Here is a 20,899-nt window from a genome sequence, read left to right on the forward strand (position 1 = left end):
CTCCAGTGCGACGTTCAGAGTTCGGGGTGGTGGCGGCGCAGCAGCCGCCGGAGGACGAGCGCCCGCGCGCCGATCGCGAAGACGAGGGCGGCGAACCCGCCGACCGGTCCCATCGCCGGGACGAGCGCGGCGGCGGCCGCCGGAGTGGCGACCAGACCGGCGATCGACGCCGACGCGGTGAGCGTGAGGACCTTGCTGTTGGTGTTCTCGATCAGGAAGCCCGCGTAGAGCTGGACGGCGAACAACACCGTTTCGACCAGGACGAAGACGCCGAGGACCAGGTACGCGCCGACGGTGTCTTCAGCGGTCAGCATCGTGCGGGCCGCCGGGATCACGAGGGCGACGCCCACCACGACGAGGAACGCGAGCGAGCCCCGTTCGACCAGCTTCAGCAGTTCGACCGCGCGGGCCCGCCCCGCCGCCGCCCCGCTTCCGCGCAGCCGTGCCGAAACCGACGGCTGGTGCACCCGGAGCTGGTAGAACAGCAACGAGCAGAACGCGCTGCTCGCCAGCAAGGCGACGTAGAACGGTCCACTGTCGACGGTCCGTCCCGCCAGCGCCAGCACCCCGAACACCGTCGACGTCGCGAGGACGTCCAGCACCTCGGTCGTCCCGAGCAGCACGGTGGTCCGGCCGAACGCGGGCAGGAGCCGATGTCCCTCGATCCGCTGGACGTGCAGCCACTTCCTCGGCAGCAGTGCCGCGGAGAAGCCGAGGATCAGCAGGATCCCGCCCAGCAGCAGGCCGAGGTGGGTCAACGGCGACCAGCGGACGAACCAGGTGCCCACCGTCACGGCGCCGACCACCAGCGCGCCCGCGGTGAACGCCAGCGCGTCCAAAGTGGACTTGCCGGTGAAGCGGTGCAGGCCGGAGACCGTCATCAGGAGCCCGCCGGAGATCGACCAGCCCGCCGCCGTCAGGTACAGCGCGGCGTCCGAGCCCGGCGCGACGATCAGCGCGACCGCCATCGCCGCCAGGACCACCAGCACCGGGACGACGGCGGCGCGGACGGCCAGCGCCGCGACCGCGTCCCGCGTCCTCCGCAGCCTGGGCAGGCATTTCAGCGCCGATTTCTCCGCCGCCGACGGCACGAAGTTGAGCCAGGTCATCAGCCCGAGCGCGGTGGCGAACCGGCCGTAGTCGTGCGCGCCCCACGCGGTGATCAGCACCAGGCCCATCGCCTGGATCGCCAGCCGGAACACGCCGCGCCCGGCGAGCAGCCGGAGCACCATCGACGGCTTCGGCGCCGCGATCGACGCGGTGCCGGCACCGGTGAGCGAGGTTCCGGTCAAGGGAGCGGTACCGCCATCCCCTGCTCGTCGAGCAGGAACTTCAGCGTGCCGCGCAACTCGTCTTCGGCCGCGAGCACCTCGGGCACCGTCGGCGCCGAAAGCACCGCGTAGCCCATCTTGTGGCCGGCCTGCTCGTACGGTTTGACGTAGGAGTCCTGCTCCGCGAACAGTTCCAGGTTGTGGACCGCGGGCATGGCGCGGACCTCGTCGACGCCTTCGATGCGCACGATCCGGCCGCCGCGGTCGGAGGCGAGGATGTGGATGAGCGTCGGCCGCGGATCGCGCGGCGAGAGCACGACCTCGTCGCCGGTCGCGGCGGCGATCCCCGCGGCGATCAGGTCGACGCCGGTGCTGTGCTCGATCGCCTCGGCCAGGCCGTTCCCGCCCATCCGGGCGCCCATCTCGATCAGGTAGAACTTCCCGTCACGGCCGAGGACCGCGTCGAGGGTGAGCGGCCCGGTGCGGTAGCCGAGCTCCCCGCACAGCGCGGCCAGCATCACCGGCAGCGCGCGGTCGACCACCGGCGGCAGCCCGGCGGGCAGCAGATGCGACGCCGTCACGAAGAACGGCGGCGGGGTCAACGTCCGGAGGGTGACCGCGTGGAACACGATCCGGCCGTCGACCACGAGCGCTTCGATCGTGTAGTGCGAGCCATCGAGGTGTTCTTCGACGACGAGCCTGCCGGACGGTGAGAACGCGAGCGAGTCGGAAAAGGCCGTGGTCAGGCCGCCGGGGCTCGCGCAGGAGACCACGCCGCGGCTCCCGGAGGAGTCGACCGGCTTCACCAATGCGGGGAACCGCAGCTGCTGCGCGGCGAGCACGAGATCCGGGCCCGGCTTACCGCCGACACTGCGGTAGGTCGGCAAGCGCAACCGGTCACAGAGTTCCCGGAAGACCGACTTGTCGACGGAAGCGGCGACGGCGGCCTCGGGCAGCGGATCCGGCAGGCCCCAATGCCGGGTGAGCCAGGCGAGCGTGGGCAACCCGACGTCGCTGGCGGGACAGAGCACCCCGGCGATGTCATCCCGTCCGTCGAGCGCCGCCGCGATCTGCTCCGGCGCGCGGACGCTGACCTGGACGAACTCGTCGGCCAGCGCCACGGCGGGCGCGCTCGCGCGGACGTCGACGCAGATGGTGCGGAACCCGAGTTCCCGCGCCCGGTGGTACGTGCTGACCGAACCGTCGGCGCCGCCCAGGATCACCAGGCTCCGTGCCGCCGCCGTGTCTTCGGTTTTCTTCACTCCCGCTTGCCTTTCCCCAGGATGGACCTCGGCCATGGCCGAGGCGTAGAGCCGGTCGTCCTCGTCGACCGGGAAGTTGGCTTCCCTGATGTAGAACTGCCGTGGCCGCGGCTGTCCCGCGCCGACCACGACCAGGTAGCGGACGGTCAGCGCGAGCACCGCGAGCAGCACGGAGAACAGGACGAACGTCAGCGACGACGCGGCGGTCAAGCCGAGCAGACCGGTGGCGGCCGCGATCCCGGCGAGTACCGCGATCCCGGCGGTCAGCATCGCGGTGGTCGAAGCCACCGTCGTCAGCCGCCGGGTGAAGCCGACGAACAACTCGATCGCGTGCGAGGACAGGAAACCGAAGCCCACTTTGGACTCGCCGCGTTCACGGGCCCGGTGTGCCACCTGGACCGTGGTGTAGCGGCTGGTCAGCCTCGGCACGGTGGCGAGGAAGTACGGGGTGCCCAGGCGGAGATCGACGATCTTGCGCGCGAGTTCGGTGCGCACCAGGCGGAACGCCGTCGCGCCGGGCGGGATCTCGATGCGCAGCACACGGCGGCCGAGGAAATGGAAGGCAGCGGTACCCCAGCGTCTCAGTAAGGGATCTTGTCTATTGGTGCGAACACCGAAAACGGCGTCGTTGCCCGCCTCGGCCGCGATGATCAATTTCCCCGCTTCGGAGGCCGGGAACTGCTGATCCGCGTCGATGTGCAGGAGCCACGGTTTCCCCGCGTACCGATAACCGGCGGAAAAAGCGGCTTCGAAGCCGAAGTTCCTGGTGAAGGACACGTACCGCACCCGAGGATCGGTGTGCGCGAGCGCCCGGATGACGTCCAGCGTCCCGTCGGTGCTCCCATCGTCCACATAGAGCAGTTCGAGTGGGAGATTTCCCAACTCGGAGACGATCTCCTGGTAGGACGGCTCGACGTTGTCGACTTCGTTGAAGCACGGGACGACCACGGTGAGTCCGCTCCGCGTGGGTCCGGGTATCGACCAGCTCATCTGTCGAATCCCCGCGGTGAGTGCGCTATCGTGTTCGTAGCGTCACTCGTCGTGATTTCACGATTCATGAGTCCCCTTGCCCCAGGCGCCGGCAGGTCGTACCGGCTCGAAAGTTCCCGTGTTATAGGCAGACTTGCTTTGTTCTCGCCAGCACATACCGAAAGTTCGTCCTTTCAGCTCAGTCGAAAAGATGGGAAGTCGGCCGAAAACCGGATGAACCAGGCGCGGGGTATTCCCAAACCGGCGCCGATGACGCAAGCTTGCGCGCCATGTGGACAGTGGGGGTGAACGCTGCCTGGCGTGCCGCCTACCGGCGGTCCGTGCGGTCGGCCTTCGCGACGGTGCCGTTCTACCGGGAGCGCTGGGCGCTCGACGGCCGGACGGATCCCGTGCTGGTGCCCGGTCGCACCGGGACGGACTCCGGAGCGGCGCCGCTGGCCGAGGCCGTGCGCAAGATCGTCGACCTCGTCCCGCTCGCCGGTGGCACACAACGGATCGAGCCGAGCCGAGGGCTGGGTCCCGTGCTGCGCAAGGCACGTTCGGTGACCGGGGACGCGCTGGTGGTCGTGCTCGGCGGGGACGAGGTGCGGGCGCCGGTGGACCTGCCGCGTGGAGTTCGCTGCTGTGTGGTGGATCCCGACGTACCGGCGCCGGGTGTCCTGGCGGAACTGTCGGCCGAGCTCCGCCGCGGACGCCGCGTGCTCGCGATCGGTGACGACAAGCAGCTCGCCGTCTTCGCGGCGGCACTGCCCGAGGACCGTGCGTACCGGGTCGAATCCGTACCGCGACGAGAACTGGACACAATGGACTCGGGACCGTACGGGGTGCTCCACGATCCCGCGCTGGGTTACCTGGGCGCGATCGAGGAATGCGGCCGGTGGCATCTCGACTGGCCCCGCGTCTACGCCCGCCCGACGACCGGGGGTCTCGCGTTCACGTTGCTGCGTCAGGAGTCCCCGCGGTTCGTGGACGTGCTCCCGGCGGGCGGCGTCCGGGGTGGGATCGCGCCGTGCCCGCGACACGGGACACCGGTCGTGCTCACGTGACGGGGACGACGAAGGTGGCGGCACGGAGCACCACGTTCGAGGTCGAGGTCCTCGATCCGAGAAGCGCGGCCGAACCCGAAGGCTGGAGAGGGTTCCTGCGGCGGGCGCGATTGTGGCCGGTGTGGGAGTACGACGTCCTGCGCCGGGAAGCCTGGATGGCGAAGAACCCGGCGGTGCTCGCGGTGCTCCGCCGGAACGGGACGATCGTCGGCGCGTTCACCGTGATGGTGTGCCGGAGCTGGCGGGCGGGCGACTTCGCGCCGCTGTCCGTCCTGGGTGGACGGTTCCGTCCGCGCTGGGCGGAGGCCTACCTCTGGCAGCTCAGCGGGTATCCCGCCGGGGTGCTCGACGAACGGCTGGACGAGACCGAGCGGCGGGAACTGGTCCGCCGGTTCGAGCGGGCACTGTGCGCCCATCTGGGCCCGGGACTGCTGGGCCTGATCTACCGCGCGATGAATCCGGAACTCCTCCCGGCGCTGGACGGCCGAGGCCGGATGTCCCGCGAGATCGACCCGGCCGCCGTGCTGGCCAACGACTACTCCACTGTGGACGAATGGGAGCGAGCGCTCGGCGACGAGACCCGGAAGACGCTGCACGAACTGCGTGAAGACTGGGATCTGCGCACCGAGGCGGCGCCGGCCCGCCGGGACCTGGACTGCCACGAACTCGCCGTGCTGCTGAACGCACACCGGTCCAGGCAGGACGACCGCGCCTGGGCAGGCGGTCAGCGGTCGCGGTTCGGCGGGCTGCACATGGACACCCGCAGCCCGATCGCACCGTCCTATCTGGACGCGCTCGTCCGCCGTCCGGACGTCGTCACCCGTACGTACCGTGACGGATCCGGGCGGCTGCTGGGATTCGGCACGCTGTTCGACTCCGACGACGGCTGCGCGCTGCACCAGTGGGCCGCGCTGCCGAGCGCGGGCGGGGGACGGAAAGGACTCTATGTCGACTTCTACGCCAGGGGAGTGGAGCACATGATCACGCACCGGCGCCCCGAGCTGACCGCCGGCCGGGCGATGCTGGAGAACAAGACCGCGCTCGGCTTCGGCACCCGGTCCCTGGTGTCGGTCGCCGTGCCGAGACCGGTGCTGGGCCGATGAGCTGGGAAGTGCGGGTGCTCGACCCGCGGACCGATCCGGAACCCGAGGGCTGGGCGGGATTCCTCGCCGCACAGCAGGCACCGGTTCCGTGGGACTACGGGCTGCTGCGGATGGAGTCGCGTTTTTCGCGCAGCCCGAACGCGCTCACCGTGATCAGTGACGGAGGCGAGATCGTCGCCGCGGTACTGGCGATGCTGTGCGCCCCGGTCTCGCCGGACCGCCCCGGTGCCGTGCGCGGCGTGGCGCGGCTCGGTCCGCGCTGGGTCGAGGTGCAGCACGCGTGGCTGTCCGGATATCCGCCGTGGCTGTTCGCCGACGGTGTCGACGCCGCCGACCGGCGGGAGATCATGCGCCGGTTCGAGCGCGCCGTGTGCCGCTTCACCGGCCCGGGGTGCCTGGGCGTCCTCTACCGGACCGTCGAGCCGGAGTCGCTCGACATGCTGACCGGGCGGGGCAGGCCCGTGCGCGACACGATGCCGACCTCGGTGCTGGAGAACCGATTCGTCGACGTCGACGGATGGCTGGCGTCGCTGCGCCGGAGCAGGCGGCTGAGCCTGCGCGGTCAGTCGAAGAAGATCGCCGCCGATCCGGCCGTGATCGTCCGCACCGAGGCGGGCCGCACCGACCTCGACGCGCTGGAACTGGCCACCATGCTGCGGGAGCATCGTGAGCGGATGGGACCGGTGAAGTTCGACCGGCGCGGCCCGGTCACCGCCGAATACCTCGGCGAGCTCGTGCGCAGGCCGGACGTGATCACCTCGACCTACCACGACGGCGAGGGCAGGCTGCTCGCGTTCACCAACGTGCTCGACCATCCCGTCGCGCCGCTGCACCAGCATTGGGCCGCGCTGGCCCCGGAGGAGGGACGGCCGAAGCACCTGTATTTCGAGGCCGTCGTCCGGAACGTGCGCTACATGATCGAAGGCAACCGGAAGTCGCTGTCGATGGGACGAGGGCTGACCGAGCTCAAGGCGACACTCGGTTTCCAGCCGGTCCCGCTGCTCGGGGTCATCGTGCCGAGACCGGTGACACGATGGTGATCGAAGTGCTGGACCCCCGGCGCGATCCGGAGCCCGCGTACTGGAAGACGTTGCGGGCCAAGGCCGGGCTGCGCGCGGACTGGAGCTGGGAGGTGCTCACCACTCAGGCGTGGGCGGCGCGCACCGAGCAGCCGGTCACGGTCCTGCTCGAACAGGGGGAGCCGCGGGGAGTGGTCAGCTCCGCCTGGGTCACCGGACTCACCCGGCGGCACCGGTTCGCCCGCCCGGCGGGACGCGGACGGTTCGGTGGTCTCGACGTCCGCTCGCCCGGCTCGGGAGCGATGCCGGGGTGGTGGTTCGACGGCGCCGACGAGGACGGCGGCGTCGGCATGCTGCTGGACTCGTTCGTTCCGGCCATGCGCGCGGAACTCGGCTTCGGCCTGCGCGCACTGCTGGTACGGCAGGTCGGCGAGTCCGGAGTGGACAGTGTCCGAGGTCGGTTGAAGATGGTGCGCCGGACCGAGGACGTCGCCGTCCTCGACGTCACGCCGTTCTCGAGCCGGGACGACTGGATGCACTCGCTGGCCAGGAAGCGCAAGCAGAACCTGCGCAAGATCTTCCGGACCATCGACGCCGACGCGTCGGTCGGTGTGCGCGTGCGGCCGGGGGCCGAGGCCGATCCGGTCGAGATCGCGGAATTGTTGCGGTACAACGAGACCAAACACCACGATGTGCCGATCGTGCCGCTTCCGGCGTTCGTGGGTTACGTGGGTGCCCTGCTGCGGCAACCGGACGTGCACGTCATCGAGTACCGCGAGACGGCCACGGGCCGGGCGATCGCCATCGCGACCCTTCTCGACCACCCGGCACTGCCGATCGCGCGCCATTGGGCGGCTCTGCCACCGGAACTCGGCGGGCGGCCCGATCTGTACTTCCACTTCTACGGCGAAACCGTGCGCTGGGCGGTGGAAACCGGGCGGCCACGGGTGGTGTTCGGGAAGAAGATGTCGGAGATGAAGGCCTCACTGGGGGCTCATCTGGTGCCGCAGTACGCGGCCGCGGTGGCGCTGCTCTGAGCTCGGCCGGACGACACGCGTGATCAGACGGACGACACGCGTGACTGGATGGACGACACGCGTGATCGGATGGACGACACGCGCGCGGCCTGGTTCTGCCCTGTGTCGTCCGTCTGGTCACGGCCGGGCCCGTCCGACGCTCGCCCCGGCCATGCGCCCCGAGAGATGTTGCGAAAGCCACTTTCGCAACCTTCAACGTTGCGAAAGTGGCTTTCGCAACACGTCGCCAGGTCGGATCACGAGGCGGTGGTGGTCAAGCCTCGCAAGAAGAGATCGATCGCGAACTCGAAACGTTCCTGCGCGGTCTCCGCGGTGAAGTACTCACCCGAAGCCAGCAGGTTCGGGAAGGTGCCGGGCGGGAACGACGTCATGTACTCGACCATCCGCTCGCCGCGTTCCTCCTGTTCGGCCAGGTCGATGTCGCCGTGCTGCCAGCCCGCGCCCTCGTACGCGAAAGCCTTGGCGTAGAGCCATAACGCGTCGGCGGCGAACAGGGCCCGCTTGAGGTCGAGGCCGCCTGCGCGCAGTACCGAGAGCATCGCTTCGGCCTGCTGCAAGGCGTTCGCGCCGACCGGGACGGGGATGGCCCACGCGATCTTGGCGATCCCGGGGACCGACGTCAGCGCGCGAACGTTGTCGCGCAGCAGGTCTTTCGCCTGCTCGACCCAGCGCTCCGGATCGGGCTCCGGGAACGGGCCGAAGGCGAGGACGTGGTCGACCATCAGCTCATGGAGCTCTTCCTTGTTCGCGACGTGGGCGTAGAGCGACGCCGGACCGGTCTCCAGCGCCTGGGCCACGCGCCGCATGCTCACCGCGTCCAGCCCCTCGGCGGCGAGGAGATCCAGTGCCGTCTTCACCACGAGCTCCTGGGACAGCACGGGTTTCTCGGCGCGACGCCGGGGCCTGCTCACTTCGTACGCCTCCTGATCCTGGGTTCGCCGGGAACTCTACTTGACGCGAACGCCGTTCGCTTGTAGAACGGTGTTCGTCAAACGAACAGTGTTCGTCAAACTGGAGGAAACCATGACCGACCGTCAGGCCGAAGTCCTGGCCGTGCTGGGCAAGCTCGCCGACGCGTGGAACGACGGCGACGCGGCCGCGTACGCGTCGCACTTCACCGACGACGCCGACTACGTGACCTTTTTCGGGATGAACATGCCTGGGCGGGCGATGATCGAAAGCGCGCACCGGTCGCTGTTCGAGGGGCCGCTCAAGGGATCGAAGCTGGTGGCGGGCGGCGAGGCCAAGGTGCGGTTCGTCCGGCCGGACGTCGCGATCGTCGTGTCCGGCGGCGGATCCTCGCTGTCGGGCGGCAAGCCCGAGCCGGGCCGGGAATCGACGCTGACGTACGTGCTCGTGGAGGAGCCCGGCGGCTGGCGCGTCGCATCGTTCCAGAACACCCGGGTGAGCGATCCTTCGTGAAGCTCCTGGTCGAGGTGTCCGGCGTGGCCCCCCGCGCCGGCGGCGGAAGTCTTCGCACGGCTTGCGGAGACGCTGCGGGCCCGGCCGTACAACCCCGGTTTCGAGAGGGACGCCGAGCGCCGTTTCCTCGCCCAGCAGGGTGGCTGGTGGTATCGCGGCGAATACACCGCGTCGGATTCGCCGGGCGGGTCGGCGAGAGCTTTGATCGGATGATGGGAGACCTGGCCCGGCCCGACGGCGAGAGGCGTACGCTCGGTTAGGTTCACCTAACCACGGAAAGGAAGTGTGCATGGCCGAGGCGCGGAAAGCGGTGTCGGCGACCCGGCTGCGGGTGCTGCGCACCGAGCGGATCACCCCGCACATGGTCCGGATCGTCGCCGGGGGCGAAGAGATCTCTTCGTTCCGGCCCAACGACTTCACCGACGCCTACGTCAAGGTGCACTTCCGGGTGCCGGGCGTCACCTACCCCGAACCGTTCGACCTGGCCCGCGTCCGCGAAGAGCTGCCGCGCGAGCAGTGGCCGCGGATGCGCTCGTACACCGTCCGGGCCTTCGACGCGAACCTCGGCGAGCTGGTGCTCGACTTCGTCCATCACGGTGACGAGGGCGTCGCCGGGCCGTGGGCCGCCGCCGCGAAACCCGGCGACGAACTGCTCGTTTCCGGACCTGGCGGGGCGTACGCGCCGGGCGAGGAGGCCGACTGGCATCTCCTCGCCGGTGACGAGAGCGCCCTTCCCGCGATCGCCGCGTCACTGGAAGCCATGCCGGCGGGGGTTCCCGTGCACGCGTTCATCCTCGTGGAGGACGCGGCCGAAGAGCAGTCGCTGACCACCAAGGGCGACGCGCGGATCACCTGGCTGCACCGGAGCCGGGGCGAAGACCTCGCCGCCGCCGTCCGCGCGCTCGACTGGCGCGAAGGTGTCGTGCAGGCGTTCGTCCACGGCGAGGCCGGGTTCGTCCGTGACCTCCGGCGTCATCTGCTGGACGACCGGGGCATGCGGCGTGACCTGCTGTCGATCTCCGGATACTGGCGGATCGGGAAGACCGACGAGGCGTGGCGACTGGAGAAACAGGCCGAGCGGAACGCGTAGCCTCGGTCGCATGATCGAGCTGAAGGTGGACGTCGACCCGGCCGAGGTGGGTTTCGACGCGGAGCGGCTGCGCCGGATCGACAAGCATTTCGACGGGTACCTGGAGCGAAACCGGCTCCCCGGGTATCTGGCCGTGGTGGCCAGGAACGGGAAGGTCGCGCATGTCGCGTCGAACGGGCTGCGCGACATCGAGGCCGGGCTGCCGGTCGAGACCGACACGATCTGGCGCGTCTACTCGATGACCAAGCCGGTCACCTCCGTGGCGGCGATGATGCTCGTCGAAGACGGCCTCATCGACCTCAAGGACCCGATCTCCCGCTGGCTGCCGGAGTTCGCGGAACCGCGGGTCTTCGCCGGGGGCTCGTCGCTGAAGCAGGCGACCGTGCCGGCGGCCGAACCGATCCGGCTCTGGCATCTGCTCACCCACACCGCGGGGCTCACCTACGGGTTCCATCGCACGCATCCGGTCGACGCGGTCTACCGCGAGGCGGGGTTCGACTTCGGCACCGCGCCGGGGCTCGATCTGGCGGGCGTGTCCGAAGCGATCGCGCGGCTGCCGTTGCTGTTCGAGCCCGGTTCGGAATGGAACTATTCGGTCGCGACGGACATCCTCGGCAGGCTTGTCGAGGTCGTCTCAGGTCAGCCGCTCGACACCTTCTTCGCCGAGCGGATCTTCACCCCGCTCGGCATGCACGAGACGGGATTCCAGGTCGCCGCCGGCGATCTCGATCGGCTGGCCGCGCTCTACGTGCCGCATCCCGCCACCAAGGAGCCGTTCCGGCACGACGAGCTGGGCGCCCTCGGCCGCGTGAGGCCCTCGTGCTTCTCCGGCGGTGGAGGGCTGGTCTCCACGGCGGGCGACTTCCACCGGTTCGCGCAGATGCTGGTGCGCGGCGGCGAACTCGACGGCGTCCGGTTGCTCGGCCCGCGCACGGTGCGGCTCATGGCGACCAACCACCTGCCCGGCGGCGTGGACCTGGAGACCTGCGGGCGGACCGGGTTCTCCGAGGCGCCGTACGACGGTTTCGGCTTCGGGCTGGGCTTTTCCGTGCTCGACGACCCGGTGAAGGCCAAGACCCTGGCCAGCGCCGGGGAATTCGCCTGGGGTGGCGCGGCGAGCACCGCGTTCTGGGTCGATCCGGACGAGGACGTCACGGTCCTGTTCTTCACCCAATTGCTGCCCTCTTCCACCTACCCGATCCGCGTCGAATTGAGGAACCTGGTGTACCAAGCCTTGGTCGAGTAAGGGGGGAGCCATGCGCCGGATCGTGGTGGTCGGGGCCGGTCAAGCCGGGCTGGTCCTGGCCTTGGGCCTGCAGCGGCACGGATACGCGGTCACCGTGGTCACCGATCGTGACGCCGAAACGATCCGGGACGGCAGGCTCATCTCGAACCAGTGCGTGTTCCATCCCGCGCTGACCAGGGAACGCGCGCTCGGCATCAACTTCTGGGACGGACAGGCCCCGGAGGTCCTCGGCGCGTCGTTCGGGCTCGCCGGGGATTCCCCGGAGCCCGCCGTCTCGTGGCGGGCCCGGTTCGACCAGCCCGCGCAATCGGTCGATCAACGGGTCAAGGTGTCCGCCTGGCTGACCGCCTTCGCCGGCCGCGGCGGCGAGGTGCGGATCGGCAAGGTGACCCCGGAAGGGCTGGAGGAGTACGCCCGCGAATTCGAACTCGTGCTCGTCGCGGCCGGACGGGGACCACAGTTCGACGCCCTCTTCCCGCGTGACGACGCGCGTTCCCCGCATCGTGAGCCGCAGCGCACCATCGGGATCCTGTACCTCGTCTCCGGCCGGGACGAACCGCTGCCGGTGTATCCGGGGCTGACGTTCGGGCTCTCCCAGGCCGGTGAGCTGTTCGGGCTGCCGATCCAGTCCGTGCGCGGACCCGTCTTCGGCCTCGGGTTCTTCGGCGTCCCCGGCGGCCCGATGGACGTCTGGGACGGCGTCACCGGCGTCGACGAGCATTTCGCGCTCGCGATGACGTTGCTGCGCAAGCAGTTCCCGTGGGTCGAGGAGTCGCTGGCCGATGCCCGCCCCAGCGGGCCGCCGGACGTCCTGCGCGGCCGGGTCCTGCCGATCGTGCGTGACCCGGTCGGGACGCTGCCGTCGGGAGCGAAGGTCCTCGCGATGGGCGACGCCGCGGTGACGAACGACCCGATCGCCGGGCAGGGCGCGAACATGGCGGCGCACGCGGCCGCGGTCTACGAACGGCGCGTCCTCGACCACGGCGACCGCCCGTTCGACGAAGCGTTCCTGCGCGGGACTTTCGCCGAATACTGGGAAAAGGCCCAGCACGCGACCCGGCTGAGCAACGATCTGCTCGCTCCACCGCCGGATCACGTTCTGGCCACCCTGGAAGCCGCGCAGACGGCGCCCGAGGTGGCGCGCCGGTTCGCGAACATCTTCGCCGATCCCGTCGACTACGCCGGCTGGCTCACCGACGAGGACACCGCCCTGGCCTACCTGGCGTCGAACGGCGCGTGATCCGGGGCGCAGACGGTGCCGCGTGCCGGAAGGCGTCCGTGGGTCAGGTAGGCGTCGACGGCCGCGTCGACACAGGCGCTGCGGTTCAACGCGCCGTGCCCCCAGGCGTCCAGCGTCAGGAGCCGGGCGTTGCCGAGGATGCGTTCGGTGCGCTTCGCCCCGGCGTACGGCGTCTCCGGGTCACCCTTGCCGTTGGCCAGCAACAGGATCGGCGCGGTCGGCCGGTTCCACGGTCCCGTGTACCGCGCGGTGTCGGTGGCGGGCCAGAAGGCGCACGGCAGGGAAAGATACGTGTCGTACGAACCGAAACCGCGGCCTTCCCGGTCGGCCGCGCGGGCGGCGCGGGGCCAGGCGGCCGGGTCACGCGGATTCGCGGTGTCCGCGCAGATCGTCCCGCCGCCACCCATCGCGGAATCGAACGGTGTCGCGATGGCCTTCGCCGCGACAGGATTCGCCACGGACTGAAGGAATTCCGCCAATGCGGGCGAGTGTGCCTCGTCGGTCAGCGCGTGGTGGGTACGCCGGACGACCTCCTGATAGGTGACCGGCCCCGGTGAGGCCGCCAGCCGGTCGAGAAGCGCGTCGTACTTGGCCCGCAGATCCGTCCCCGGCTCGCGGAACGCGCACCGGACGTCGGCCGCGCACGTGTCGAGAAAGGCCCGCAGCGCGCGGTCGGCGTCCCGGAAACCGCCGAGCCTGGTGCTGAAGGGGACGTTCGCGTCCTCCGGACGGTGTCCGGTGGACCAGGCGATCGGATCGTCGACGGCGTCCAGCGCCAAGGTGCCGACCCGATGCGGGAACAGGTTGGCGTACACCTCGCCGACGTAGGTGCCGTAGGAAAGCCCGTAGTAGCGCAGGCGGGGCTCGCCGACGGCTTGGCGCAGCCTGTCCAGGTCCCTGGCGACGTTCGCGGTCGACAGGTGGTTCAGCAGCGGCCCGGCGTTGCGTCCGCAGGAGGCGGTGACCTCGCGGGCGTCGGCGAAATGCCGGGTCTCCTGCTCGGCGGTGATCGGGAAGGTGCCCAGGATCCGTTTGAGCGGCTCGGTTTCGGCGTCGGACGTGAAGCAGCGCACCGGCGTGCTGGCGCCGACACCGCGCGGGTCGAAGCCGACGATGTCGAACTGCCGGTGCAGGGACGGCGTCTGGAACCTGCTGAAGCGGCCCTGGTTCCCGGGGCCGCCGGGGTTGGTGAAGAGGGTGCCGCGTTTGTGCTTCTGGTCCGTCGCCGGGAGACGGCCGAGCGCGATGGTGATCCGCGGGCCGCCAGGGTCCTGATAGGACAACGGGACCTCGATCTCGGCGCAGTCGTAGCCCGGTGGCGATCCGGACGGACAGGCGCCCCAGTCGAGACCTCTCGGCGCGGCCGAAACCGCGGGCGTGATCGTGACGGCGGCGAGTGCGGTCAGAGTGAGCGCGGTAGCGATGCGGATTCTGGTCACCCGGCCAGCGTCCCGCCTCGCGGGTGCGCGATCCCTGGGGTGTGTACCCGGAAACATGGTGGGGTGAGCCCCTCCATGGTCAACATATAGCGCACCGGGGGGCTTGCGGCAAGACCCCGGTGGTACCGCAGAATCCTCGGCCGTAGCAAGAACAGGCCGAACAGGAGTGAAGATTTGACGGACGTCGACGTGATCATCGTGGGTGCCGGCCCGACCGGTCTGATGCTGGCCGCCGAGCTGCGGCTGGCCGGTGCGCGCCCGCTGGTCCTGGAACGGCGGCCGGAACAGGGGAAGACTCCGAAGGCCCATGGCCTCAGCGGGCAGATCCTGGACCTGCTGCGTTATCGCGGCCTGCTGGAGAAGGTGCGGGGACTCGTCACCGATCCCGTGCCGCCGCATCGTTTTCCGTTCGGTGGGGTGCACGTGGACCTCACCCGGTTCGAGGAGCCGCCGCTGAAGGCGCTGTCGGTGCGGCAGCAGTCGCTGGAGCGGCTGCTGGAGGAGCACGCCACGGAACTCGGCGCGGAAGTGCGTCGCGGGCACGAAGTCGCCGGGCTGCGCCAGGACGACGAGTCGGTGACCGCCGAGGTACGCGGTCCTGAGGGGACGTACGAGGTCACCGCCCCGTACCTGGTGGGTTGCGACGGCGGGCGCAGCCCCGTCCGGTCGATGGCGGGGATCGGCTTCCCCGGCACCACCTATCCCGAGGTGAACCGGATCGGGCAGGTCAAGGTCCCCGAGGGACTGACCATGCACGACAACGGCGACATCGAGACGCCGGAGCTGGGCCGGATCAAGGCGGGCTTCACGCGCACCGACTCCGGTGTGTTCGCGCTCGGATCGCTGACGCCGGGGATCGTGTTCATCCAGACCACGGAGGACGATCCCGGCGAGGTCGACGACGACGTGCCGATGACCCTGACCGAACTCGGGGACAGTATCCGCCGCGTGCTCGGCGGCGATGTCCCGCTGGGCGAACCGGTCCGGCTCTCGCGCTACCAGTTCTCCGCCCGCCAGGCCGAGCGCTACCGCGAAGGCCGGATCCTGCTGGCGGGCGACGCGGCCCACCTGCTGCCCTCCACCGGCACGGCGATCAACGTCGGCATGTCCGACTCGGTCAACCTCGCTTGGAAGCTGGCCGCCGAGATCCAGGGCAGGGCGCCGGAAGGGCTGCTGGACACCTATCACGCGGAACGGCACGCCGCCGGTGCGCGTGCGCTCCTGCAGTCCCGGGCGCAGGTCGCGTTGCGGCGCGGGCACGACGAAGCCGCAGAAGCGCTCCGCACCGTCTTCCAGGAACTACTGGACGACGAGTCGGCCGCGCGACGGCTGTCCGCCCACGTGGCCGGGACCGACACGCGCTACCCGATGCCGGGCTCCTCGCACGCGCTCACCGGCATGTTCGTCCCGGATTTCGCGCTGGAAACCGACGAGGGCGCGACCAGCGTCGCCGAACTGCTGCGGACGGCGCGGCCGGTGCTGCTCGACCTCGCGGGCAGGCCCGACCTGCGTGAGCTCGCGCGAGGACGCGCCGACGTCCACACCGCGAAGGCCGAGGACAGGCCCGCCGACGTCCTCCTGATCCGCCCGGACGGCTACGTCGCCTGGGCGGGCGACGACGCCGACGGCCTGCGTGAGGCCCTCGCCGCCTGGTTCGCGTGACGTCTCGTGAGTGGTGAGACGGCTCTGGCCTGAAGGTTCGGGCCCGGCCGCGGCCGTCGTTGCGAAAGCCACGTTCGCAACCTTCAACGTTGCGAAAGTGGCTTTCGCAACGTTGAAAGGTTGCGATCAGCTGGACGACACCATCCAGGCACGGGTGCCGTCCCACCGGTCACGCGAAACCGCCCCGGCCGTGGATGTCCCTTACCACTCACGAGGTCGTCAGCGGTTGATGACCTCCGAGCCGTAGCGCTTCAGGGTCTCCTCGCGCTGGTCGTGCATCAGGTACAGCGAGAACTGGTCGACACCGAGCGAAGCCAGCTCCTCCAGCCGCTCGACGTGCGCCGACGACGGCCCGAGCAGGCAGAACCGGTCCACGATCTCGTCCGGGACGAAGTCGGTCGACGGATTCCCCGCCCGCCCGTGGTGCGAGTAGTCGTAGCCCTGCCGCTCACGGATGTAGTCGGTCAGCTCGTGCGGCACCGGCCCGGAATCGCCGTACCGCGCCACGAGATCCGCGACGTGGTTGCCGACCATCCCGCCGAACCAGCGCAACTGCTCCCGCTGATGCGCCAGATCGTCGCCGACGTACGCCGGGGCCGCGAGGCAGATCGTGATCCCGGCCGGGTCCCGCCCCGCAGCGCGAGCCGCCTCGCGGACGGAACCGATGGTCCACCGGGCGATCGCGGGATCCGCGCATTGAAGGATGAAGCCGTCGGCGTGTTCGCCGACGGTCTTCAGCGCCTTCGGCCCGTATCCCGCCATCCACATCTCAAGCCTGCCGTTGCGGATCCACGGGATCTGCACCGGCTTGTCCCGCAACAGGACTTCGCGTCCTTCGGCCAGCTCCTTGACCACGTGCATGCACTCGCGCACGGTGGCCAAAGTGGACGGTGGCATGCCGACCACCCGGTGCGCCGAGTCGCCGCGGCCGATCCCGCAGACCGTCCGGTTGCCGTACATGTCGTTGAGCGTGGCGAAGGTCGACGCCATCACCGACCAGTCCCGGGTGGCCGGGCTGGTCACCATCGGGCCCACGATCATCGACGACGTCGCCGCGAGGATCTGCGAGTAGATGACGAACGGTTCTTGCCACAGCACGCACGAATCGAACGTCCAGCCGTAACGGAACCCCTGGTCCTCGGCGGCCTTCATCAGCCGCACCAGGTCGCGCGCGGGCGGATCGGTCTGGAGAACTATTCCGAAATCCATGGCCACCGCCTCAGTTCAGGTACTGGTTCAGGTCGCGCGAGAGGAATTTCCCGTGCGTCGTACTGCCCGAGAAACCGGACGGTGACACCACCACACGCCCGCGCGAGAGCACCGTGTCGACCTTGCCGGTGATCTCCATGCCCTCGTAGGCCGAGTAGTCCACGTTCATGTGGTGCGTCTCGACCGACAAGGTCTGCTTCGCGGCCGGGTCGTAGACGACGATGTCCGCGTCCGAACCCGCCGCGATCACCCCCTTGCGCGGGTACAGCCCGAACATGCGCGCCGGGGTGGTCGAGCAGGTCTCGACCCAGCGTCCGAGCGTGAGCTCGCCCGCCACGACCCCTTGGTGCAGCAGGTCCATCCGGTGCTCGACGCCGGGGATCCCGTTGGGGATCGCACGGAAGTCGCCGCGGCCGAGTTCCTTCTGGTCCTTGAAACAGAAGGGACAGTGATCCGTCGACACCACCGAGAGATCGTTGGTCCGCAGACCCCGCCACAGATCCGCCTGATGCGACTTCTCGCGCAGCGGGGGAGAGGCGACGTACTTCGAGCCTTCGAAATCGGGCTTCGCCAAGTCCTCGATGGACAGATAGAGATACTGGGGACACGTCTCCGCGAAGACGTTCTGTCCGTCGTTTCGCGCTTCCGCGACCGCCGCCAGCGCCTGCGACGCCGAGAGATGCACGATGTACAGCGGCGCCCCGGTCACCTTGGCGAGCTGGATCGCGCGCGAGGTCGCCTCGCCCTCCAGCTCCGGCGGCCGGGTGAGACCGTGCTGTACCGGATCGATCTTCCCGGCGGCGAACGCCTGCGCGGCCAGTTGGTCGATCGCGATGCCGTTCTCCGCGTGCATCATGATCGTGGCGCCGATCTCGCGCGCCTTCTGCATGGCCAGCAGGATCTCGCCGTCCGTGGAGTAGAAGACCCCCGGATAGGCCATGAACATCTTGAAGCTGCCGACGCCGCCGTCGACACAGGCCTGCATCTCCTTCAACGACGAGTCGTTGACGTCGGAGACGATCATGTGGAAGCCGTAGTCGATGGCGCAGTTGCCGTCGGCCTTCTCGTGCCATTTGTCCATGGTGGACAGCAGGGAGGTGCCCTTGGCCTGGACGGCGAAGTCGATGATCGTGGTCGTCCCGCCCCACGCCGCCGCCGTCGTTCCGGTGCCGAAGGTGTCGACGGAATGCGTTCCGCCGAACGGCATCTCCATATGGGTGTGCGCGTCGATCCCGCCGGGCAGCACGTACTTCCCGGTGGCGTCGATCACCGAGTCGGCGAGCCCGAGCGTTCCGGGTGCGCCGACCGCCGAGATCGTCTCGCCGTCGACGAGGACGTCCGCCGCCGAAGCGCCCATCGTGGACAGCACCTGCCCGCCGCTGATGAGGGTGGTCATCACGCCTCCGCGAGGGGTCCGTAGCTGTCGGGGCGCCGGTCCCGGTAGAAGGCCCACAGATCCCGTACCTCGGCGAGCTTGGCCATGTCGAGATCGCGGACGACGATCTCCTCCTCGGTGTCGGACGCCGCTTCGCCGACGAGCTGGCCGCGCGGGTCGGCGAAATACGACTGGCCGTAGAAGTCGTTGTCGCCCAAGGGTTCCACGCCGACACGGTTGATCGTGCCGACGTAGTACTCGTTCGCGACGGCGGCCGCGGGCTGCTCCAGCCGCCACAGGTACTCCGAAAGGCCCCGGCTGGTCGCCGACGGGTTGAACACGATCTTCGCCCCGGCCAGGCCCAGCGCGCGCCAGCCCTCCGGGAAATGCCGCTCGTAACAGATGTAGACGCCGATGCGGCCGACGGCGGTGTCGAACACCGGGTAGCCCATGTTTCCGGGCCGGAAGTAGAACTTCTCCCAGAAACCCTTCACCTGCGGGATGTGGTTCTTGCGGTGCTTGCCGAGGTAGGTGCCGTCCGCGTCGATCACCGCGGCCGTGTTGTAGTACACGCCGGGCTGCTCGACCTCGTACATCGGGACGACCAGCACGACGCCGTGGCGTTCGGCGACCTCCTGCATGAGCTTCGTCGTCGGCCCGTCGGGGATGCCTTCGGTGTAGGAGTAGTAGTCGGTGTCCTGCACCTGGCAGAAGTACGGGCCGTAGAACAACTCCTGCAGGCAGACCACCTGCGCGCCCTGCGAAGCGGCCTTGCCGATGGCTTCGACCGCGTTCGCGATCATGGACTCCTTGTCACCCGTCCACCGCTGCTGGATCAATCCGGCTCGGACCACGTCGCTCACTTGCATCCTCCTCGATATCGGTGGTGCGCTTGCGTTCGGGCAGGGACAGCAGCAGGTAGACGACGAAGGCGCCCGCCAGGCCGACGACCCAGTTGTAGTCGTAGAGGGGTTTCAGGAACGGGATCAGCCCGTCGGCGGGGAACGGCCCGCCGTACGCGCCGCCGACCGCGAGCACGGCGCCGACCAGCGTCGCGACGAGCGCGCGCCAGTTCCAGCCGCCGTTGAACCAGTAGACGCCGCGTTCGGTGTACAGATCCCGCAGGCGCAGCTTGGTGCGGTAGACGACCCAGTAGCCGGCGACCATCACCCCGGCGACGGCGCCGAGCAGGCCGCCGTAGAAGCCGAGCCACGCGAAGATGTAGATGTTCGGGTCGGAGTAGAGCCGCCACGGCTGGATGACGATGCCGATGATGCCGGTGATCAGCCCGCCGACCGCGAAGGTGATCTTCTTCGGGAAGGCGTTGGAGAAGTCGTAGGACGGGCTGACCACGTTGGCCGCGAGGTTCGCCGACACGGTCGCCAGTACCAGCGCGACCAGCGCGACCACCACGACGACCGGGGAATCGAACCGGTCGGCCAGTTTCGCCGGGTCCCAGATCTGCTCGCCGTAGAGGACGCTGCCGCCCGAGGTGGTCAGGATGGCGACGATCGCGATGAACGTCATCGTGGTCGGCAGCCCGAGGATCTGACCGCGGACCTGCTTGCCCTGGCTGCCGCCGAAGCGGGTGAAGTCCGGCATGTTCAGCGAGAGCGTCGACCAGAACGCGATCATCGCCATCAGCGCCGGGGCGAAGACCTTCCAGAAGTCCGGCCCCCAGCCGAGTTTCCCGGGTTCGGACAGGATCGGCCCGAGCCCGCCCGCCTTGACCAGCACGTAGCCCAGCAGGATCAGGAAGCCGACCGAGACCAGCGGGGCCGTCCAGTTCTCGAACCGGCGGACCGCCTCCATGCCGCGCCAGATGATGAGCATCTGGAACAGCCAGAAGAGGCCGAACGAAAGCCACAGTGTCCAGTGCTGGCCGAGGACGACGGCGGAGTCCTTCCAGCCGGAACCGGCGAGCCGTCCGACGATGATGTAGATCGCCTCGCCGCCGACCCAGGTCTGGATGCCGAACCAGCCGCACGCGATGAACGCCCGCAGCAACGCCGCGAGGTTCGCGCCGCGCATCCCGAAGAAGGCGCGGGCGAACACCGGGAACGGGATGCCGTACTTCGTCCCGGCGTGGCTGTTGAGCAACATCGGGATCAGCACGATCAGGTTGCCGATGGTGATGGTGAGCAGCGCCTGCACCCAGTCCATGCCGAGCGCGATCAGCGAGGCCGCGAGCGCGTAGGACGGGATGTTGTGCGCCATGCCCATCCACAGCGCGAAGTAGGTGTACGTGGTCCAGGTCCGTTTTTCGACCGGGACCGGGGCGAGTTCTTCGTTGTAGAAGCGGCTGTCCTTCAAGGACTCGACCTCGCCGAGTTCCACCCGGCCATCAGGATGCACGTGCTGCGTACCGCGTGCCGTCGGCTCCATTGCGGAATCGTGCTCGCCCGCGCCGCGCGGGTGGGACTGGCAGACTGTTCACTGTTGATGGCGTCGGAGCGCAGACTGTCGATTGCATTCGCCGGCTCCTGGT

At 69.3% G+C, this 20,899-nt stretch carries 17 protein-coding genes and 1 pseudogene; 9 read left to right on the forward strand and 9 right to left on the reverse strand.

The features are described 5' to 3' along the window. Positions 1-14 precede the first annotated feature (14 nt). From ACOCEP_RS21340 to ACOCEP_RS21350, 3 genes and pseudogenes are all read right to left on the reverse strand, one after another. Complete coding sequence (locus tag ACOCEP_RS21340) at positions 15-1,292, reverse strand: hypothetical protein (protein WP_482330746.1); 1,278 nt, start codon at positions 1,290-1,292, stop codon at positions 15-17. Beyond that, the gene (locus ACOCEP_RS21345; protein WP_482339780.1) at positions 1,289-2,569 is read right to left on the reverse strand and encodes an ATP-grasp domain-containing protein; all 1,281 of its coding nucleotides are present in this window, start codon (positions 2,567-2,569) and stop codon (positions 1,289-1,291) included. The genes ACOCEP_RS21340 and ACOCEP_RS21345 overlap by 4 nt, the downstream gene beginning before the upstream one ends. Next, positions 2,570-3,523 (reverse strand): annotated as a pseudogene (locus tag ACOCEP_RS21350) (glycosyltransferase family 2 protein); the annotation flags it as partial. A gap of 320 nt (positions 3,524-3,843) precedes the next feature. Between ACOCEP_RS21350 and ACOCEP_RS21355 the strand changes: the two are divergent. From ACOCEP_RS21355 to ACOCEP_RS21370, 4 genes are read left to right on the forward strand one after another with little or no spacing between them, the layout of a single operon-like run. After that, positions 3,844-4,569, forward strand: coding sequence for a hypothetical protein (locus tag ACOCEP_RS21355; protein WP_482339781.1), 726 nt, complete (start codon positions 3,844-3,846; stop codon positions 4,567-4,569). Between the two features lie 14 nt (positions 4,570-4,583). Continuing rightward, positions 4,584-5,672, forward strand: coding sequence for a hypothetical protein (locus ACOCEP_RS21360; protein ID WP_482330748.1), 1,089 nt, complete (start codon positions 4,584-4,586; stop codon positions 5,670-5,672). Next, positions 5,669-6,712, forward strand: coding sequence for a GNAT family N-acetyltransferase (locus ACOCEP_RS21365; protein WP_482330749.1), 1,044 nt, complete (start codon positions 5,669-5,671; stop codon positions 6,710-6,712). The genes ACOCEP_RS21360 and ACOCEP_RS21365 overlap by 4 nt, the downstream gene beginning before the upstream one ends. Then, entirely contained in the window at positions 6,706-7,728 is a 1,023-nt protein-coding gene (locus tag ACOCEP_RS21370; RefSeq protein ID WP_482330751.1) for a GNAT family N-acetyltransferase, read from the forward strand. The genes ACOCEP_RS21365 and ACOCEP_RS21370 overlap by 7 nt, the downstream gene beginning before the upstream one ends. A gap of 236 nt (positions 7,729-7,964) precedes the next feature. Here the strand turns inward: ACOCEP_RS21370 and ACOCEP_RS21375 are convergent, their stop codons facing one another. Next, positions 7,965-8,639: a TetR/AcrR family transcriptional regulator gene (locus ACOCEP_RS21375; RefSeq protein ID WP_482330752.1), complete on the reverse strand. Its 675-nt coding sequence runs from the start codon at positions 8,637-8,639 to the stop codon at positions 7,965-7,967. A 112-nt stretch (positions 8,640-8,751) separates the two neighbouring features. On the opposite strand from ACOCEP_RS21375, the gene ACOCEP_RS21380 reads away from it, so the two are divergent. The 4 genes from ACOCEP_RS21380 to ACOCEP_RS21395 all read left to right on the forward strand — a co-directional run bounded on the left by ACOCEP_RS21380 (position 8,752) and on the right by ACOCEP_RS21395 (position 12,726). Next, positions 8,752-9,150 (forward strand): SgcJ/EcaC family oxidoreductase, encoded by a 399-nt coding sequence (locus tag ACOCEP_RS21380; protein ID WP_482330753.1) that lies wholly within the window; start codon positions 8,752-8,754, stop codon positions 9,148-9,150. 289 nt (positions 9,151-9,439) lie between these two features. After that, positions 9,440-10,240 carry a siderophore-interacting protein gene (locus ACOCEP_RS21385; RefSeq protein ID WP_482330754.1) on the forward strand — a complete coding sequence of 267 codons (801 nt, stop codon included), beginning with the start codon at positions 9,440-9,442 and terminating at the stop codon, positions 10,238-10,240. Positions 10,241-10,250: 10 nt separating this feature from the next. After that, positions 10,251-11,486: a serine hydrolase domain-containing protein gene (locus ACOCEP_RS21390; RefSeq protein WP_482330755.1), complete on the forward strand. Its 1,236-nt coding sequence runs from the start codon at positions 10,251-10,253 to the stop codon at positions 11,484-11,486. Between the two features lie 10 nt (positions 11,487-11,496). Continuing rightward, entirely contained in the window at positions 11,497-12,726 is a 1,230-nt protein-coding gene (locus ACOCEP_RS21395; protein WP_482330756.1) for a styrene monooxygenase/indole monooxygenase family protein, read from the forward strand. Here the strand turns inward: ACOCEP_RS21395 and ACOCEP_RS21400 are convergent. Further along, complete coding sequence (locus ACOCEP_RS21400; protein ID WP_482330758.1) at positions 12,702-14,165, reverse strand: alpha/beta hydrolase; 1,464 nt, start codon at positions 14,163-14,165, stop codon at positions 12,702-12,704. The two genes, ACOCEP_RS21395 and ACOCEP_RS21400, sit on opposite strands and share 25 nt — an antisense overlap. Positions 14,166-14,339: 174 nt before the next feature. Here ACOCEP_RS21400 and ACOCEP_RS21405 point away from each other — a divergent pair, with 174 nt between their 5' ends. After that, entirely contained in the window at positions 14,340-15,827 is a 1,488-nt protein-coding gene (locus ACOCEP_RS21405; protein WP_482330759.1) for an FAD-dependent monooxygenase, read from the forward strand. 219 nt (positions 15,828-16,046) lie between these two features. Here ACOCEP_RS21405 and ACOCEP_RS21410 read toward each other — a convergent pair whose 3' ends face one another. From ACOCEP_RS21410 to ACOCEP_RS21425, 4 genes are read right to left on the reverse strand one after another with little or no spacing between them, the layout of a single operon-like run. Continuing rightward, a complete protein-coding gene (locus ACOCEP_RS21410) occupies positions 16,047-17,036 on the reverse strand; it encodes a TIGR03842 family LLM class F420-dependent oxidoreductase (protein ID WP_038517097.1) in 990 nt (329 codons plus the stop codon). Between the two features lie 10 nt (positions 17,037-17,046). Next, entirely contained in the window at positions 17,047-18,432 is a 1,386-nt protein-coding gene (gene hydA / locus ACOCEP_RS21415) for a dihydropyrimidinase (RefSeq protein WP_482330760.1), read from the reverse strand. Beyond that, entirely contained in the window at positions 18,432-19,274 is an 843-nt protein-coding gene (locus ACOCEP_RS21420; RefSeq protein ID WP_034316377.1) for a nitrilase-related carbon-nitrogen hydrolase, read from the reverse strand. The genes hydA and ACOCEP_RS21420 overlap by 1 nt, the downstream gene beginning before the upstream one ends. Next, entirely contained in the window at positions 19,225-20,796 is a 1,572-nt protein-coding gene (locus ACOCEP_RS21425; RefSeq protein WP_482330761.1) for an NCS1 family nucleobase:cation symporter-1, read from the reverse strand. The genes ACOCEP_RS21420 and ACOCEP_RS21425 overlap by 50 nt, the downstream gene beginning before the upstream one ends. Positions 20,797-20,899 lie beyond the last annotated feature (103 nt).

The organism is Amycolatopsis sp. CA-211722, from assembly GCF_056828465.1.